This window comes from Haemophilus haemolyticus (assembly GCF_003490595.1).
GTDB classification, from domain to species: Bacteria; Pseudomonadota; Gammaproteobacteria; order Enterobacterales; family Pasteurellaceae; genus Haemophilus; species Haemophilus haemolyticus_L.
This window is the reverse complement of sequence record NZ_QQGY01000008.1, coordinates 17,747-34,555: the sequence shown is the minus strand read 5'-3', so window position 1 is coordinate 34,555 and position 16,809 is coordinate 17,747. Positions and strand designations below refer to the sequence as shown.

Below are 16,809 nucleotides of genomic sequence, written 5' to 3'. Positions count from 1 at the left end.
TTTATAAGGACATCTTATGCGAAATTCATTAAAAATTATGACCGCACTTGCACTTGGTTTGTTTGCAATGCAGGCTAATGCAAAATTCAAAGTCGTCACCACCTTCACCGTGATTCAAGATATTGCACAAAATGTGGCAGGTAATGCAGCTACAGTGGAATCTATCACCAAACCCGGTGCTGAAATTCATGAATATGAACCTACGCCAAAAGACATTGTAAAAGCGCAATCTGCTGATTTAATTTTATGGAATGGTTTAAATTTGGAACGTTGGTTTGAACGTTTCTTCCAAAATATTAAAGATAAACCAGCCGTGGTGGTGACAGAAGGTATTCAACCATTGTCTATTTATGAAGGTCCGTATAAAGATGCGCCTAACCCACATGCGTGGATGTCGCCATCTAATGCATTAATTTATATTGAAAATATTAAAAATGCATTGGTGAAATACGATCCACAAAATGCAGCAGTGTACGAAAAAAATGCCGCTGACTATGCTCAAAGAATTAAACAACTTGATGAGCCACTTCGTGCAAAATTAGCACAGATTCCAGAAGAACAGCGCTGGCTTGTGACAAGTGAAGGTGCTTTCAGTTATTTGGCGAAAGATTACAACTTAAAAGAAGGTTATTTGTGGCCAATCAATGCTGAACAACAAGGCACACCACAACAAGTGCGTAAAGTGATTGATTTAGTTCGTAAAAACAATATTCCTGTTGTGTTTAGTGAAAGTACAATTTCACCAAAACCAGCACAACAAGTAGCGAAAGAAAGTGGCGCAAAATACGGTGGTGTATTGTATGTTGACTCTCTTTCTGCGAAAAAAGGCCCTGTGCCAACTTATATTGATTTGCTTAACGTCACTGTATCAACCATTGTTAAAGGATTCGGAAAATAATGGACTCTTTCTCGACATCAATTTGGGTTAATGATGTAACTGTTCGTTACAACAATGGCCACACAGCTATTCACAATATGACGTTCTCATTAAACAGTGGAACTATTTGTGCATTAGTGGGTGTAAATGGAAGTGGCAAGTCCACATTGTTTAAAAGCATAATGGGGCTTGTGAAGCCACAACAAGGTGAAATCAAACTTTGTGATCTGCCAATTTCCCAAGCACTGAAACGTAATTTAGTTGCTTATGTTCCACAATCTGAAGAAGTAGACTGGCAATTTCCTGTGTCAGTGTATGATGTCGTGATGATGGGGCGTTATGGGTATATGAATTTCCTTCGTATCCCTAAAGCGATTGATAAACAAAAAGTTCAAGAGGCGATGCAGCGAGTGAATATTGAACATCTTGCGCATCGTCAAATTGGTGAGTTATCTGGCGGGCAGAAAAAACGCGTGTTTTTGGCCCGCGCTTTAGCACAACAAAGTCCCATTATTTTATTAGATGAACCTTTCACTGGCGTTGATGTGAAAACTGAAAATGCCATTGTTGATCTTCTTCAACAGCTTCGAGAAGAAGGTCATCTTATTCTTGTCTCAACTCATAACTTAGGTTCTGTTCCTGATTTTTGTGATCAAGTGGTGATGATTAATCGTACGGTGATTGCAGCAGGGAAAACGGAAGATACCTTTAACCAACATAATTTGGAAATTGTGTTTGGTGGGGTATTACGCCATATTAAATTGTTGGGTGAAGATTTGCATAATGATGAAGATAAACGTGCTGTTACCGTCTTGACGGATGATGAAAAAGCCGTTGTATTCTATGGTGAAACTAAACAAGATCCACCGGCACCAACAACAAAGGATTGCCATTTTGAAGACTGTCCTTGTAAAAGTGCGGTCAAAAAAGAGAAGGATTAAGGCATGTTAGCATTATTATTAGAACCTTTCTCTTATGATTATATGCTTAAGGCGATGATCTTGAGCACGGCAGTTGGTGGGATTTGTGCTTTTTTGTCTTCATATTTAATGCTTAAAGGCTGGTCTTTGATTGGCGATGCGCTTTCTCATTCGGTTGTGCCTGGTGTCGCGATAGCTTATGCCTTCTCCTTACCTTATGCCGTTGGTGCATTTTTTGCTGGAATTTTAGCCGCACTTTCCATTCTTTGGATTAAATCCATTTCTAAACTGAAAGAAGATGCCGTTATCGGTTTTATTTTTAGCACTTTCTTTGCATTAGGTCTATTGATCATTTCTTTAAATCCAACCGCAGTAAATGTGCAAAGCATCATTTTAGGCAATATTTTAGGTATTGCTGATGAAGATATTTATCAAGTGGCAATTATCATCGGTGTTTGTTTAGTATTGCTTTTATTATTTTGGAAGGATTTACTGCTGATTTTTTTTGATGAAACACAAGCGATTACAGTCGGTCTTTCTCCATTATTTTATAAAATTTTATTTTTCACATTATTGAGTGCTTGTGTGGTTGCTGCCTTGCAAACTGTCGGCGCGATTTTAGTGATTGCGATGGTCGTTACCCCAGGTGCGACAGCATATTTACTCACAGATAAATTCAAAACCTTGTCTATCATCGCTATTATTTTAGGGGCAGTGACAAGTTTTGTTGGGGTCTATATTAGCTATTATTTAGATGGTGCTACTGGCGGTGTGATTGTCACATTGCAAACATTATTATTCTTGGCTGCTTTCTTATTTTCACCAAAATATGGCTTACTCACTCGTAATAAAAAGGCGGTAGAAAATGTTTGATTGGATTTTAGAACCGCTACAATTTGAGTTTATGCAAAATGCCTTATTGACCGCATTGATTGTTTCAATTATTTGTGCGTTACTTTCTTGCTATTTAGTCTTGAAAGGTTGGTCGTTAATGGGCGATGCGATTTCTCATGCGGTGTTGCCTGGTATTGTACTTGCTTATTTGGCAGGAATCCCTTTAGCGATTGGCGCATTTTTTTCAGGCATTTTTTGCTCGCTTGGTGTGGGATATTTAAAAGAAAATAGTCGCATAAAAGAAGATACTGCAATGGGCATTGTATTTTCTGGTATGTTTGCCATTGGTCTTGTTATGTTCACCAAAATTCAAACAGAACAGCATTTAACACATATTTTGTTTGGTAATGTATTGGGTGTAAGTCATCAAGAGCTTATTCAAAGTGCGGTCATTTCTGCGATAATTTTTTGTATGATTGTCTTTAAACGTAAAGATTTTTTGCTTTATTGTTTTGACCCAAGTCATGCTCGTGTTGCAGGTCTTTCTCCAAAGATTTTACATTATGGCTTATTAATGCTGCTTGCTTTAACCATTGTAAGCACGATGCAAGTAGTAGGTGTTATTTTGGTGGTGGCAATGTTAATTGCACCGGGAATTACCGCACTTACGCTCACCAAATCTTTTGATAAAATGTTATGGATTGCTATTGTCAGTTCCATTACATCAAGCCTAATTGGCGTAATATTGAGCTATCATTTTGATGCGTCAACAGGAGCTTGTATTATTCTGCTGCAAGCTGTGTTTTTTGTCGTGGCATTAACCTATAGCAAAATTAAAACAAGATAATTTCCCTTCTTTTAAAAACGGTACAAGTCATGTTTGTGCCGTTTTTATTCAATGAAATATTCTTTTAACTTCCACAAGGTATTTATTTTATATAAGTCATTCTTTATCTTATTTTCCTCATGATTTTCAAAATCTTCTTTAGCTGAATTTTGTGGTATCTCTTATTGAATAGATATTGTGAGGATTTAACGTAGAGAAAAATCAAAATGAATAACTATAAAATAACGTCACATACTTTGTAATTCCTATCGGCCTTAAATATTTTAAACAACTTTAGATTGTTTTATTCGATTTTAGAACAAACAAAAAGGCGAACCTTTCGATTCGCCTTCATAGTTTCTAATTGTTTAATTAGAAGAATACACGGATACCTACACCGATAGCTTTGTCTTTAACTTTAGAGCCTTCAACATAAGAACCATTAGCGTCGTACCCTTTACCAACTTGGTATTTTCCTTCTACATAAGTTAATACTTGTTTATGAAGTTTATGACCTACGCCAAGTAAGAAACCGTGGACTTTAGCTTTTGAACCATTATGTTCTTTTTCTTGCTCATATTTGTAGTTACCATATACGTTGGTTAAATCAGTAACTTGATATTGGAAACCTGGAGATACATAGAATCTCTTAGTATTTTGATTCATTTCTTTTTCTTTCGCATAACCGCCATCAAGAGATACGATTGCACCACCGAAATCATAACCCAAGGTAGTTAAGAAACCATCTACATGATGTTTTTGAGAAGTTGCTGATTTATAGTTAGTACGACCATAACCGAATTTAGCAATAATGCCATCTTCATAGGCAACGCCAGCTTGGAAACCATTTTCAAGAGTATTAGTTACTACTTCATTATTTTGGCGTTGGTTTGCAAATAAGTAGTCAGCACTAATTACTAAATTATCAATACCTTTGTAAGCATAGCGAACTACAGAATCACCTTCGGTTGGAAGGTACGCATCTTTATCGATAATGCCATAGGTGTAATCGTTAGCTGTGCTTAAAGAGTCTGCAGTGGTTACTTGGCGACCAAATGTAACTTCACCACGTTCTTTGTGACCTAAACCAACGAAAGCGCGTTTAGTACCTAAAGCTCCAAAGCCATCGTCTTTAGCGCCATTGCCTTGTTTACCATCAAGACGAACTTGTAAGTAACCCAATGCATAGTAGCCGCTATCTAAATTATGTTTAACTTTAACTTCTAAACGAGAGCCTGCATTTCTTAAGCCTGAGTGGGTGTGTTTATTTGCTTCTCCACCTTTATTAGTTTTTTCTAAAATAAGACGAAGAGAACCACCAATTTCAACTTTAGTTCCTTCGTTATCGTAAACTACTGCTGCGTTCGCTGCTGAAGCTGCGAATGCACCGATGATTAATGCTGCAAGTGTTTTTTTCATAATTTGTATTCCTTATGGTTGTTTACTATCTATGATTGAACTCTTTTCATATAAGATTGTCCAACCGCCTAAATAGACATGGCGAATCATTGCAAATTCGCATTTTGATGTCAACTCTCCAAAATTTTAATTTTCTTGAAATCTGATCTAGATCACATTTTTTGTATATTTTTGTCTGTTTTTTGTTCTTTTTTTGAGGTTTAAGTATCGTCTATAAATATTTTTAGGTATTGGGGAATAGGATGGTATATCTGTTTTCTATATTATTCTTCCATGTAGCCAATATCTTCCTGTGTTGGATTTTCTGCCCCTTTTTTTGCTAATTCATCGCATATTTCATTTTCTCTGTGTCCGGCATGACCTTTTACCCATTGCCAATTAATTTTATGACGTTGGATGGATTCATCTAAGGCTATCCATAAATCTTGGTTTTTTACAGGCTTTCCAGAACTTGCTTTCCAATTATTTTTTTTCCAGTTAAAGATCCATTTTGTTATACCATTTTTCATATATTGGCTATCACTATAAAGCGTGATCAAGCAAGGTTCTTTTAAGGCATTTAATGCTTCAATAACAGCGCGTAATTCCATTCGATTATTGGTGGTTTTGAAATAGCCTTTGGAGAGTGTTTTTTCATGTTGTTTATAACGCAATACGGCACCAATTCCGCCCGCACCTGGATTACCTAAGCAAGATCCATCAGTAAAAATTTCAATCTGTTTTTGCATAACAAAAAGGTTGTTGTGTAGAATGACAAGTATTTTAATGGAAAGAGATAGGTTGAACAAATGATTAATCCCAATCGCCAAATTGTATTAGATACTGAAACTACAGGTATGAATCAGCTTGGCGCACATTATGAAGGACACTGCATTATTGAAATTGGTGCAGTTGAATTAATAAATCGTCGTTACACAGGTAATAATTTCCATATTTACATTAAACCAGATCGCCCCGTTGATCCTGATGCGATTAAAGTTCATGGTATTACTGATGAAATGTTAGCGGATAAACCCGAATTCAAAGACATTGCTCAAGAGTTTTTGGATTATATTAATGGTGCGGAATTGCTTATTCACAATGCACCCTTTGACGTTGGATTTATGGATTATGAATTTCGTAAACTCAACCTCAATGTGAAAACTAACGATATTTGTTTGGTGACAGATACGCTACAAATGGCGCGTCAGATGTATCCTGGAAAACGTAATAATTTGGACGCACTTTGTGATCGTTTAGGTATTGATAATAGCAAACGTACTTTGCACGGTGCGCTACTGGATGCCGAGATCTTGGCGGATGTTTATTTGATGATGACGGGGGGACAAACAAATTTATTCGATGAAGAAGAATCTGTTGAGTCTGAAGTTATCCATGTTGTGCAAGAAAAAGCGGCGGAAGAAATAAAAAGTGCGATGGATTTTGCGTACAATTTAAAATTACTTCAACCCACTGACGATGAGCTACAAGCGCATTTAGAATTATTAAAGATGATTAATAAAAAAAGTGGAAATAATTGTCTTTGGGATAAACGCTTTGGCAATGATAATGTGCATTAATCGTTTGGAATTTAAGCAGGTAAGTAAAATTTAATAAAAAAAGATTGACGAGATTTATGTTCGTCATTATGATACGCACCACTTAGCGGAGTGGTAGTTCAGCTGGTTAGAATACCTGCCTGTCACGCAGGGGGTCGCGGGTTCGAGTCCCGTCCATTCCGCCAATTTAAAATGAATATCTTATCTCGGAGTGGTAGTTCAGCTGGTTAGAATACCTGCCTGTCACGCAGGGGGTCGCGGGTTCGAGTCCCGTCCATTCCGCCAATTAAGATAAATAAAGATAGCACCTAACGGTGCTTTTTTTGTATCTGAAATTTGCTTATCCTTGACAAAAATAAAGTAAACTTTTAAGATTTGAAGAACTAGGGAGCTGCATACTCCCTAGTATGTCGTGTTATTAGTAAGTCGGTAAACTCACTAATAATAGTAGTACGACAAGGATAATGAGTTTAATCATTTTCTTATCCTCTTCAAACGTTGCGAAAAAGCGCAACACTCGCTTTCAAGCTGGGTCCTTGAAAGCGAGATTATTATAACGTTAAGTTATAGATAAATAAACAGTGTTTAGAAAGCCATAGGATTGTATCCTGTGGCTTTTTCTTTTCTTTATGAAATCATTTTTTACCAATCCTTTAACTTCCGATATAATAGCCGTCATTTTTGACAAAATAAGAGATTTTTTATGGCAACTCCAGTTGTGGCCCTTGTAGGTCGCCCGAATGTGGGAAAATCCACATTATTTAATCGCCTTACTCGTACAAGAGATGCGTTAGTCGCTGATTTTCCTGGTTTAACTCGTGATAGAAAATACGGCCATGCTCATATTGCTGGCTATGAGTTTATTGTTATTGATACTGGCGGTATTGATGGAACCGAAGAGGGCGTAGAAGAAAAAATGGCGGAGCAATCTTTGCTTGCTATTGATGAAGCCGATATTGTTCTTTTTCTTGTAGATGCTCGTGCAGGTTTAACGGCAGCTGATATTGGTATTGCCAATTACTTACGTCAACGTCAAAACAAAACGACGATTGTGGTGGCAAATAAAACCGATGGTATCGATGCGGATTCTCATTGTGCTGAATTTTATCAGCTAGGTTTAGGGGAAATTGAGCAAATCGCAGCTTCACAAGGTCGTGGTGTTACTCAATTAATGGAACAAGTGCTTGCACCGTTTGCGGAACAAATGGAAAACGCCGATGAAAATAACCGCACTTCTGAGGAGGAACAAGACGAATGGGAACAAGAATTCGATTTTGATTCAGAAGAAGATACGGCATTAATTGATGATGCGTTAGACGAAGAACTTGAAGAAGAACAAGATAAGAATATCAAAATAGCCATTGTAGGTCGTCCAAATGTGGGTAAATCCACTTTAACCAATCGTATTTTAGGTGAAGATCGTGTGGTGGTTTACGATATGCCAGGCACGACACGCGACAGTATTTATATTCCAATGGAGCGTGATGGGCAGCAATATACGTTAATTGATACGGCTGGTGTGCGTAAGCGTGGTAAAGTGCATTTAGCTGTTGAAAAATTCTCCGTGATTAAAACCTTACAAGCGATTCAAGATGCTAATGTTGTGTTGCTGACTATTGATGCGAGAGAGAACATTTCTGATCAGGATTTATCTTTACTCGGCTTTATTCTAAATGCTGGTCGTTCTTTGGTGATCGTCGTAAATAAATGGGATGGTCTAGATCAAGATGTGAAAGACCGGGTGAAATCTGAACTTGATCGTCGTTTAGATTTTATTGATTTTGCGCGCGTGCATTTTATTTCTGCATTGCACGGCAGTGGTGTGGGTAATCTTTTTGATTCGATTAAAGAAGCCTATGCTTGTGCAACTCAAAAAATGACGACTTCGCTTTTAACTCGTATTTTGCAAATGGCAACGGACGAGCATCAACCCCCGATGATTGGTGGTCGTCGCATTAAATTAAAATATGCTCACCCAGGCGGTTATAATCCACCAATTATAGTGGTTCACGGTAACCAAATGGATAAATTACCCGATTCTTATAAACGTTATTTATCTAATTATTATCGTAAGAGCTTGAAAATTATTGGTTCACCGATTCGTCTTCTTTTCCAAGAAGGCTCAAACCCATTTGCAGGACGCAAAAATAAACTCACTCCGAACCAATTGCGTAAACGTAAACGTTTGATGAAGTTTATTAAGAAAGCGAAACGTTAAATGTGAGATAAATAAAACTTAGACAGATTTAACCGCACTTTTAAAACTCTTTTTGGAGAACTAAAGTGCGGTTATTTTTTTATTTGTTTTGCAGAAGAAAGGTATGGCGATATTTTAAGTGCGTTGTAATAAAAATAATAAAACCGATTAAACCTAATGCTGTGCCCGTATAACCAATTTCGTTTAATCCTAAATAGGTTGTCGCAAGGTTTCCAAATAATGCGCCTGCGCCAATTCCTGCATTGAAAATGCCCGAGTAAATAGCCGTGGCAACATCTGTTGCATCTGGCGCAAGTTTTAGTACGCGCATTTGTAGAGATAATCCGATACAAGAAATGCCAATCCCCCAAATAAATACAAGACTGAACATTGCTATTATTGTTTCGGTAGAAAAGAGGAGTACCAGGAGGGACAACATCAATAAACTCATCGAAACAACAATAAATTTTGTGGGCGCAAGTCGGTAGAATCTGTTAAATAATAAACTTGCGGCAATACCTGAGAAACCAAAAACTAATAATACAGCCGTGGCAAAATTTGGATCCAAGTGCCCGACATCAATCATGAATGGTTCGATATAAGTATAAGCAGTAAAGTGTGCTGAAATCACGATTGCCGTTGTTACATAAAGCCAAAGTAATAATGGGCGTTTAGCAAGCAAGGGTAAACTTGCAATAGAGCCTGCATTTTTACTGGGTAAATTTGGCAATAGTCGAATAATTAAAAACATGATAGATAATGCCAGTACCGCAATAATACCAAAAGTGACCCGCCAACCGACGAGCTGTCCGACAATTCGCCCAATCGGTAAGCCTAAGATGGTGGCAAGTGCGGTGCCGATAGCGAGCATTCCTAATGCTTGAGTTTTCTTGTGTTTAGGTGCGATGCGCATCACAAGTGAAGCGGTAATTGACCAAAACACCGAATGGGCTAATGCAATACACATTCGAGCGAGAAGTAATATCCAAAAATTCCAAGCAATGACCGATAAAATATGCCCAACAATAAATATAATGAAAAGCTTGATAAGCAGGCTTTTACGTTCCATATTGCCTGTAGCGAGCATCGCAGGCAGAGACATAATTAGTACCGTCCAAGCATAAACTGTCATCATTAAACCAGTATCAGCAGTTTGCATATTAAAACTTTGTGCAATATCGCTTAACATTGCAACGGGTATAAATTCTGTAGTATTAAAAATAAATCCTGCGCAAGCCATAATAAGCACACGCCACGATTGAATTTTTTCAGCTTTTAAATATAACGACATTAACGTAACTTTTCTTTAATCGCATCAATTAATTGATGGCGGAATTTCTTCGTAAAATTAATTTTATATTGTGGTGAACTGCAGTTACCAAAAAAATTGATTGGTAGTGTCAAATTTTGATAGCGTTGATCCGTAGAATGTAAATTGATATTTGCATTACATTCCATTCGATTTAAATCAATGATGCCATTTCCAAGCCCCAAAAGTGCGGGTGTTTTTAAATCGATTTTTTCAGCAACGATTTGATTTTGTTGGAGAAATAATTGTAAGTAAAATTGTTCAAAGCGAGTATTTAACTCTTTGTTTTTTAACAAATCATTGTTGTAATTAATCGGGAAATATTGTGCCACCATATCCAATAGATTTACACCAAGAATTTCTCCATTTTGCGCTAAAAAATTTAATTTGCCTTGAATAAGCGCAGAAGATGAAAAGCTGAAATCAAGATTAAAATCGGCGTGTCCACTTAACATTTCTGGCAAATTTAACAGCGTGAATAAGCGTTTAACAGGGAAATATTTACCCGAAAAATTTACCGCACTTTGGTTGCCAATTTGTTGATATTTCAATATGGCTAAACAATCGTTATCGCATTGTGGTTTTATATAAGTCGCCATTTGTTGCTGGGCTGTGTGGGTTTCAATATAACCGATAGGCTGATTATTTAGGTTTGCATCTACAAATTGAAGTAGGGCTGATTCTGATGTTGAGAAGTCTAAATTTGCTTTATGGAAAGAAAAATGGAAAGTTTTTGTTTTTCCATAAATAGGTTTGTTAAATTCAATGCGAATATGGCTTTCACCATTCAACATTACTTTTTGGGATAAAAGTTGATGTAAGGAAAACGGAGCTAAATCCATTGAGATATTTGCTCTGTTTTGTGCGTTTTGATTTAGAGTGATTTGTTGAAGATTAAGTGAGTGAAGTTTTGCGTTGCCATAAAAAAGAGGCAAAAAATTAAGTTTAGCTTCAAGTTCTTGAACTGAAAATTGCGTAGTTTTTATATTTTTAAGAGAAAGTGCGGGTGGAAATAGAGATAAATTGACGGATTGAACCGCAATATTTTGTTGTGCTAGTTGTTCACCGATGGAACTTTGTACTCGATAAAGTTGGATATACAAAAAAGAAAAGATCGCCAAAGCGACGATCCCTACGCTAAGCGCGAACTTTTTCATTGATTATTCCTTATCTTCGTCAATACGACTCGCAACCGCACTTTGTTGATTTTTATATTTTGCATCTTTGCGGCTACTGTATGGTCGTTTCGCTTCGCCACTTAATATTTCAAAGCTTAATGCACCAATCACCATATTTGGACGTAATGCTAATGGTAATTTCCCTGAATTATAAAATTCCAGCACGATTTTTCCTTCCCAACCTGGATCAATACGGTGTGCAGTGACGTGTACCATTAAGCCTAAACGCGCTAAAGAAGAGCGACCATCTAACCAACCGATAATATTGGCGGGTAATTTTACGGATTCAAGTGTGGTTGCTAACGCTAAAGTACCTGGATGTAAGAAAAATGCTTCGCCTTCAGGCACAATAATTTCATCGCTCATTACCGATTCAAGCTGGGCGGAGACTTCTTCTTTCGGGCCGCTTAAATCAATGAAAGGCGCGGAATGCTCACGAAATACGCGGAAAGAATTACCCAAGCGAACATCAATCGTCGCACCGTTGATTTTGTCATTATTTGGACGAGGAGTTAAAGAAATAATGCCATCATCGAGATAGCGTTCAATATCAGTATCGCAAAGACGCATAAAATTTCCTATTTTTGATTCAATAAATGAAGGATTTGAGCTTTTAACATATTGATTGCAATACGGTTTTTCCCGCCACGAGGAATGACAATATCTGCATATTGTTTAGATGGCTCAATAAATTGTAAGAACATTGGGCGCACGGTTGCACGATATTGATCAATAACCGATTGTAGGGAACGACCACGCTCTTCCATATCACGTTGTAAACGGCGAATAAAACAAATGTCTAATGGCGTGTCCACGAATACGGAAATATCCGCAAGTTGACGAACGCGTTCATCAGTAAGCAGTAAAATCCCTTCTAAAATCACAATACGTTTTGGTGTAAATGTTGTGGTTTGACCTGTACGAGTATGATCAACATAGCTATAAACAGGCACATCAACCGTTTTGCCTGATTTTAAATCTTTTAAATGTTGAATGAGCAAATCGCGATCCATTGAGTTTGGATGGTCGTAATTTGTTTTTATGCGTTCGCTCATTTCTAAATGGCTTTGATCTTTGTAGTAACTGTCTTCGGCAATAATTCCAATTTCTTGGCAGCCTAATTCATTACAGAGTTCTTTGTGAACGGTAGAGGCGATAGAACTTTTGCCTGATGCGGATGCGCCAGTGATGGCGATGATGATACAAGAATCTGACATAATTGTGTTTTGATGTAAGGGAAATTTTGGCAATTATAAAGAAAAGTGCGGTGAATTTCACGTTTATTTTTTCACTTGACTTTTAAAAACTGTGAGCTTCATCACGGTATTACTTCCTCTTTTCGAGTAGGATTCAAACATTCTATCCAATAAGGAGTATTTATTATGAAGTTCAACAAAATTTCTCTTTCTGTCTCTGCCGCACTTTTAGCTGCAGGCTTGGCTATTTCTGGTTCTGCTAATGCTAAAGGTCGTTTAGTGGTGTACTGTAGTGCAACCAATATTTTGTGCGAAACCACCACGAAAGCGTTCGGCGAAAAATATGATGTGAAAACATCCTTTATTCGTAATGGTTCAGGCAGTACTTTTGCCAAAGTTGAAGCTGAAAAAAATAACCCTCAAGCGGATGTTTGGTTCGGCGGTACCTTTGACCCTCAAGCTCAAGCTGCAGAATTAGGGTTAATTGAGCCTTATAAATCCAAACACATTGATGAAATCGTAGAACGTTTCCGTGATCCTGCGAAAACGAAAGGTCATTATGTTTCCTCAATTTATATGGGGATCTTAGGTTTTGGTGTGAATACTGAACGTTTGGCAAAATTAGGCATTAAAGAAGTGCCGAAATGCTGGAAAGACCTAACCGATCCACGCTTAAAAGGCGAAGTTCAAATTGCAGACCCTCAAAGTGCGGGTACCGCTTACACAGCATTGGCAACTTTCGTCCAATTATGGGGTGAAAAAGAGGCGTTTGAATACTTAAAAGCCTTGCATCCTAATGTTTCTCAATATACCAAATCGGGTATTACGCCATCACGTAACTCTGCACGCGGTGAAGCAACAATTGGGGTAGGTTTCTTACATGATTATGCATTAGAAAAACGCAATGGTGCACCATTAGAATTAGTCGTGCCTTGCGAAGGAACCGGTTATGAGTTAGGTGGCGTGAGTATCTTAAAAGGTGCGCGTAATATTGATAATGCAAAATTATTCGTCGATTGGGCGTTATCAAAAGAAGGTCAAGAATTAGCTTGGAAACAAGGGGATTCTTTACAAATCTTAACTAATACGACCGCAGAACAATCACCAACTGCATTTGATCCAAATAAACTCAAATTAATCAATTATGACTTTGAAAAATACGGTGCAACAGAACAACGTAAAGCCTTAATTGAAAAATGGGTACAAGAAGTTAAATTAGCGAAATAGCGCTGAATAAGTGCGGCAAAAAATACAGAAGTTTTTGACCGCACTTTTTCGTATTTTTAATGTGATTTCGTTTTCCCTCTAAGAGATTGCAAAACTTTCATTCATAAGGGAGTTATAAGTCAGATGAAACTATCAAAAATCGCAGTAACCTTGTCTGGTGTGATGCTAAGTGGATTAGTGTTAAGTAATCCATCTTTTGCAAAAGGACGTCTAGTCATTTATTGCAGTGCGCAAAATACGATGTGCGAGCAAGAAGCGATGGCATTTGAGAAAAAATTTGATGTTAAAACAAGTTTTATTCGTGGTGGCACTGGAACCATTTTAGCAAAAATTGATGCTGAAAAAGATAATCCACAAGGCGATGTTTGGTATGGTGGAACAATGGATCCTCATTCTCAAGCAGGAGAAATGGGCTTGTTGGAACCTTATAAATCATCCAATCTTCCTCAGATCGTAGAACAATTCCGTGATCCAGCCAAAATGAAAGGGAATTATTCTTCGGCAATATATTTAGGCATGTTAGGTTTTGGTGTGAATCCAGAACGTTTGAAAAAATTGAATTTACCTATTCCAAAATGCTGGAAGGATTTAGCTAACCCAATTTACAAAAATGAAATTCAAGCCGCAGATCCACAAAGTTCTGGTACAGGTTACACTCAGCTAGCCACTTATATGCAACTTTGGGGAGAAGACGAGGCGTTTAAATTCTTAAAAGAGTTGAATAAAAACGTATCGCAATATACCAAATCTGGTAATACGGCAACACGTAATACAGCGCGTGGAGAAACGGCAATTGGCATTGGTTTCTTACACGAATATTCTTTAGAAAAAGCGAAAGGTGCGCCAGTAGAATTAGTCGTACCTTGTGAAGGGACTGGCTATGAAATTGGTGGCGTGAGTGTTATTAAAGGTGCGCGTAATTTAGATAATGCTAAACTTTTTGTTGATTGGGCATTATCCAAAGAGGCGCAAGAATTAACTTGGCAAAAAGGTGAGGCGTATTCCATTTTAACCAACACCACTGCACAACAATCGCCTTATGCGTTAGATTTCAAATCTATTAATTTAATTAACTATGATTTTGATAAATACGGTGCGACTGATTTACGTAAACGCTTAATCACAAAATGGGTTGATGAAGTAAAATTAGCCAAATAATGATGTCACTAACGAAGTGATATGTCGTATATCGCTTCGTTTTTTTACCTTATGCGAGGTTGTATGAACGCAAAAAAACTTTCCATAATGCATTCTGCTTATTTTTGGATTATTTTATCCTTATTGGCGTTTGCGCTCCTGCCTTCCAATGCACTTGATTACGGTTTGTTTGAAAGTACTTCAGATGAATATTTAGATGCAATGGGCTGGGCTTCTTTCAATTTAACTTGGGCTTGGTTCCTGCCCGTTATTGTGTATGGTGCTTTGCCGTTATTTAGATTGCCACAGCAAACCCAAGCAAAAACAGAGCTATTTTTGACCGCACTTTCTGTACTGTTTATGTTTATTAGTGCGACGGTGTGCAAAATCAGCATGGGTTATTCTGTGATTGTGTTGCTTGTGGGATATACCGCATTAGCAACACTTTCATTGGCAAAACTAAAAGTGATGCAAGGTGATAAGTTTATCATCGCTTCTTTGCTTTGCATTATCTTGCTCATTTTCTTCTTTATCGTTTATCCAACATTGGCGATTTTCGTTTCAATGTTTTATGACGGTGACACGTTTGCGCCACAGCAAGTGATGCGAATTTTAACGCAGAGCTATATTGTTCGCGTGATTACTAATTCTCTTTTCTTATCGGGCTTTGTGGGCATCGTTTCTACTGTATTTGGTTTAGCCTTTGCGCTTTATACTACGCGTATCGCTCGTAGAACGGCATTTATCGGAAAAATTTTCTCTATTTTGCCAATTGTTACACCACCATTTGTTGTAGGATTAGGGGTAACTTTAATGCTTGGCCGTTCTGGTTATGTAACCGAATTTTTAAGTGAATATTTTGGTTTTTCCAATCATAACTGGCTTTATGGTTTTAATGGGATTGCGATTGCGCAAATTCTCGCTTTTGCTCCGATTTCTTTTATGATTTTAGACGGCGCATTAAAATCAGTTCATCCTTCAATTGAAGAAGCCTCTTATACGTTACGAGCCAATCGCTATCAAACTTTTTATAATATTATTTTCCCATTGTTACGCCCCGCATTGGCGAACTCATTTTTAATTGTATTTATCCAATCGCTTGCAGATTTTAGTAATCCATTGGTATTGGGTGGTAGCTTTGATGTGATTGCAACACAGATCTATTTCTATATTGCGGGTTCACAATTAGATTACGCATCAGCAAGTACCTTAGGTTCAATATTATTAATTTTCTCTCTAGCGATTTTTATCATTCAATACATTTGGATTGGTAACCGCTCTTATGTCACCGTTTCAGGTAAATCTTATCGTGGTGATGTGCAAGATCTTCCAACTGGTTTGAAATATACCATCATTGGTATGCTTGGATTCTGGGTGATCTTTAATATGGCGCTTTACGGAAGTATTTTCTACGGAAGCTTCACTGTAAACTGGGGCGTAGATTACACTTTAACCTTGAAAAACTATGCCATGTTATTCGGGCAAGGATTGAGCGATGGCGCGTGGCCGTCACTAATCAATACCTTAATCTATGCAGGTATTGCCGCACCATTAACCGCATTCTTTGGATTATTGATTGCGTACATTGTGGTGCGTAAAGATTTCCAAGGTAAAAAATCCCTTGAGTTCTTAACCATGCTTTGTTTTGCCGTGCCGGGTACAGTGGCGGGGGTGTCTTACATTTTAGCCTTCAACAATGCACCGCTTTATATTACGGGTACTGGCATTATCGTGATTATTTCAATGGTTATGCGTGACTTACCAATCGGTATGCGAGCAGCGATAGCTGGGTTAGGTCAGCTTGATAAATCTCTTGATGAAGCATCGCTTTCTTTAAAAGGGAGTTCGTGGAAAACCTTATGGTATATCGTCTTGCCATTACTAAAACCAGCATTGCTTTCAGCGCTTGTTACCAGTTTCGTTCGTGCAATGACGACAGTAAGTGCAATTATATTCTTAGTGACAGCAGATACTCGGGTTGCAACAGCTTATATCCTAAATCGCGTTGAAGATGGTGAATACGGTGTTGCTATTGCGTACGGCTCAATCTTAATTGTTGTCATGATGGCAATTATTTTATTCTTCGACTGGATTGTAGGTGATACACGTATCTCTCGTTCTAAAGCGAAAAAAATGAATTAACTCGTTAAG

Annotated in this window: 16 protein-coding genes and 2 tRNA genes; 11 read left to right on the top strand and 7 right to left on the bottom strand. The window is 37.7% G+C overall.

From position 1 onward, the window contains the following. Positions 1 to 16: 16 nt before the first annotated feature. The 4 genes from DV415_RS07340 to DV415_RS07325 are packed head-to-tail and all read left to right on the top strand — an operon-like array spanning position 17 to position 3,478. Entirely contained in the window at positions 17 to 898 is an 882-nt protein-coding gene (locus DV415_RS07340) for a metal ABC transporter substrate-binding protein (protein WP_118790794.1), read from the top strand. Then, entirely contained in the window at positions 898 to 1,818 is a 921-nt protein-coding gene (locus DV415_RS07335) for an ATP-binding cassette domain-containing protein (protein ID WP_118782428.1), read from the top strand. Before DV415_RS07340 ends, DV415_RS07335 begins: the two co-directional genes overlap by 1 nt. Positions 1,819 to 1,821: 3 nt before the next feature. After that, positions 1,822 to 2,670, top strand: coding sequence for a metal ABC transporter permease (locus DV415_RS07330; protein ID WP_118790793.1), 849 nt, complete (start codon positions 1,822 to 1,824; stop codon positions 2,668 to 2,670). Then, positions 2,663 to 3,478 (top strand): metal ABC transporter permease, encoded by an 816-nt coding sequence (locus DV415_RS07325; protein WP_118776272.1) that lies wholly within the window; start codon positions 2,663 to 2,665, stop codon positions 3,476 to 3,478. The genes DV415_RS07330 and DV415_RS07325 overlap by 8 nt, the downstream gene beginning before the upstream one ends. A gap of 351 nt (positions 3,479 to 3,829) precedes the next feature. Here DV415_RS07325 and DV415_RS07320 read toward each other — a convergent pair whose 3' ends face one another. Both DV415_RS07320 and rnhA read right to left on the bottom strand, forming a co-directional pair. After that, entirely contained in the window at positions 3,830 to 4,876 is a 1,047-nt protein-coding gene (locus DV415_RS07320) for a porin (RefSeq protein ID WP_114909382.1), read from the bottom strand. A gap of 263 nt (positions 4,877 to 5,139) precedes the next feature. Further along, entirely contained in the window at positions 5,140 to 5,604 is a 465-nt protein-coding gene (gene rnhA / locus DV415_RS07315; protein WP_118790792.1) for a ribonuclease HI, read from the bottom strand. A gap of 60 nt (positions 5,605 to 5,664) precedes the next feature. Between rnhA and dnaQ the strand changes: the two genes are divergently transcribed. The 3 genes from dnaQ to DV415_RS07300 all read left to right on the top strand — a co-directional run bounded on the left by dnaQ (position 5,665) and on the right by DV415_RS07300 (position 6,699). Continuing rightward, a complete protein-coding gene (gene dnaQ / locus DV415_RS07310; protein WP_118790791.1) occupies positions 5,665 to 6,435 on the top strand; it encodes a DNA polymerase III subunit epsilon in 771 nt (256 codons plus the stop codon). Positions 6,436 to 6,522: 87 nt separating this feature from the next. Further along, positions 6,523 to 6,599: transfer RNA gene (locus DV415_RS07305), tRNA-Asp, on the top strand. A 23-nt stretch (positions 6,600 to 6,622) separates the two neighbouring features. After that, positions 6,623 to 6,699 (top strand) — tRNA-Asp (locus tag DV415_RS07300). A gap of 133 nt (positions 6,700 to 6,832) precedes the next feature. Here DV415_RS07300 and DV415_RS10485 read toward each other — a convergent pair. After that, positions 6,833 to 6,892, bottom strand: coding sequence for a hypothetical protein (locus DV415_RS10485; protein WP_371316042.1), 60 nt, complete (start codon positions 6,890 to 6,892; stop codon positions 6,833 to 6,835). Between the two features lie 225 nt (positions 6,893 to 7,117). Here DV415_RS10485 and der point away from each other — a divergent pair, with 225 nt between their 5' ends. Continuing rightward, on the top strand, positions 7,118 to 8,632 hold the full coding sequence (gene der, locus DV415_RS07295; protein ID WP_118790790.1) for a ribosome biogenesis GTPase Der: 1,515 nt from the start codon (positions 7,118 to 7,120) through the stop codon (positions 8,630 to 8,632). 79 nt (positions 8,633 to 8,711) lie between these two features. On the opposite strand, the gene DV415_RS07290 is transcribed toward der, so the two are convergent. Genes DV415_RS07290 through udk form a run of 4 tightly spaced genes read right to left on the bottom strand, consistent with a single transcriptional unit; the run spans position 8,712 to position 12,315 of the window. Then, positions 8,712 to 9,902 (bottom strand): sugar transporter, encoded by a 1,191-nt coding sequence (locus tag DV415_RS07290; protein WP_118790789.1) that lies wholly within the window; start codon positions 9,900 to 9,902, stop codon positions 8,712 to 8,714. Further along, the gene (locus DV415_RS07285; protein WP_118790788.1) at positions 9,902 to 11,077 is read right to left on the bottom strand and encodes a hypothetical protein; all 1,176 of its coding nucleotides are present in this window, start codon (positions 11,075 to 11,077) and stop codon (positions 9,902 to 9,904) included. Before DV415_RS07285 ends, DV415_RS07290 begins: the two co-directional genes overlap by 1 nt. A gap of 3 nt (positions 11,078 to 11,080) precedes the next feature. Next, complete coding sequence (gene dcd / locus DV415_RS07280) at positions 11,081 to 11,668, bottom strand: dCTP deaminase (protein ID WP_046939517.1); 588 nt, start codon at positions 11,666 to 11,668, stop codon at positions 11,081 to 11,083. Between the two features lie 8 nt (positions 11,669 to 11,676). Further along, complete coding sequence (gene udk / locus DV415_RS07275; RefSeq protein ID WP_192879108.1) at positions 11,677 to 12,315, bottom strand: uridine kinase; 639 nt, start codon at positions 12,313 to 12,315, stop codon at positions 11,677 to 11,679. Between the two features lie 165 nt (positions 12,316 to 12,480). Between udk and DV415_RS07270 the strand changes: the two genes are divergently transcribed. The 3 genes from DV415_RS07270 (at position 12,481) to DV415_RS07260 (ending at position 16,800) form a co-directional block, all read left to right on the top strand. Beyond that, positions 12,481 to 13,521, top strand: coding sequence for an ABC transporter substrate-binding protein (locus tag DV415_RS07270; protein ID WP_005630149.1), 1,041 nt, complete (start codon positions 12,481 to 12,483; stop codon positions 13,519 to 13,521). Positions 13,522 to 13,644: 123 nt separating this feature from the next. Then, a complete protein-coding gene (locus tag DV415_RS07265) occupies positions 13,645 to 14,679 on the top strand; it encodes an ABC transporter substrate-binding protein (RefSeq protein ID WP_118790787.1) in 1,035 nt (344 codons plus the stop codon). A gap of 63 nt (positions 14,680 to 14,742) precedes the next feature. Continuing rightward, the gene (locus DV415_RS07260; protein WP_192879107.1) at positions 14,743 to 16,800 is read left to right on the top strand and encodes an ABC transporter permease; all 2,058 of its coding nucleotides are present in this window, start codon (positions 14,743 to 14,745) and stop codon (positions 16,798 to 16,800) included. Positions 16,801 to 16,809: the final 9 nt, after the last annotated feature.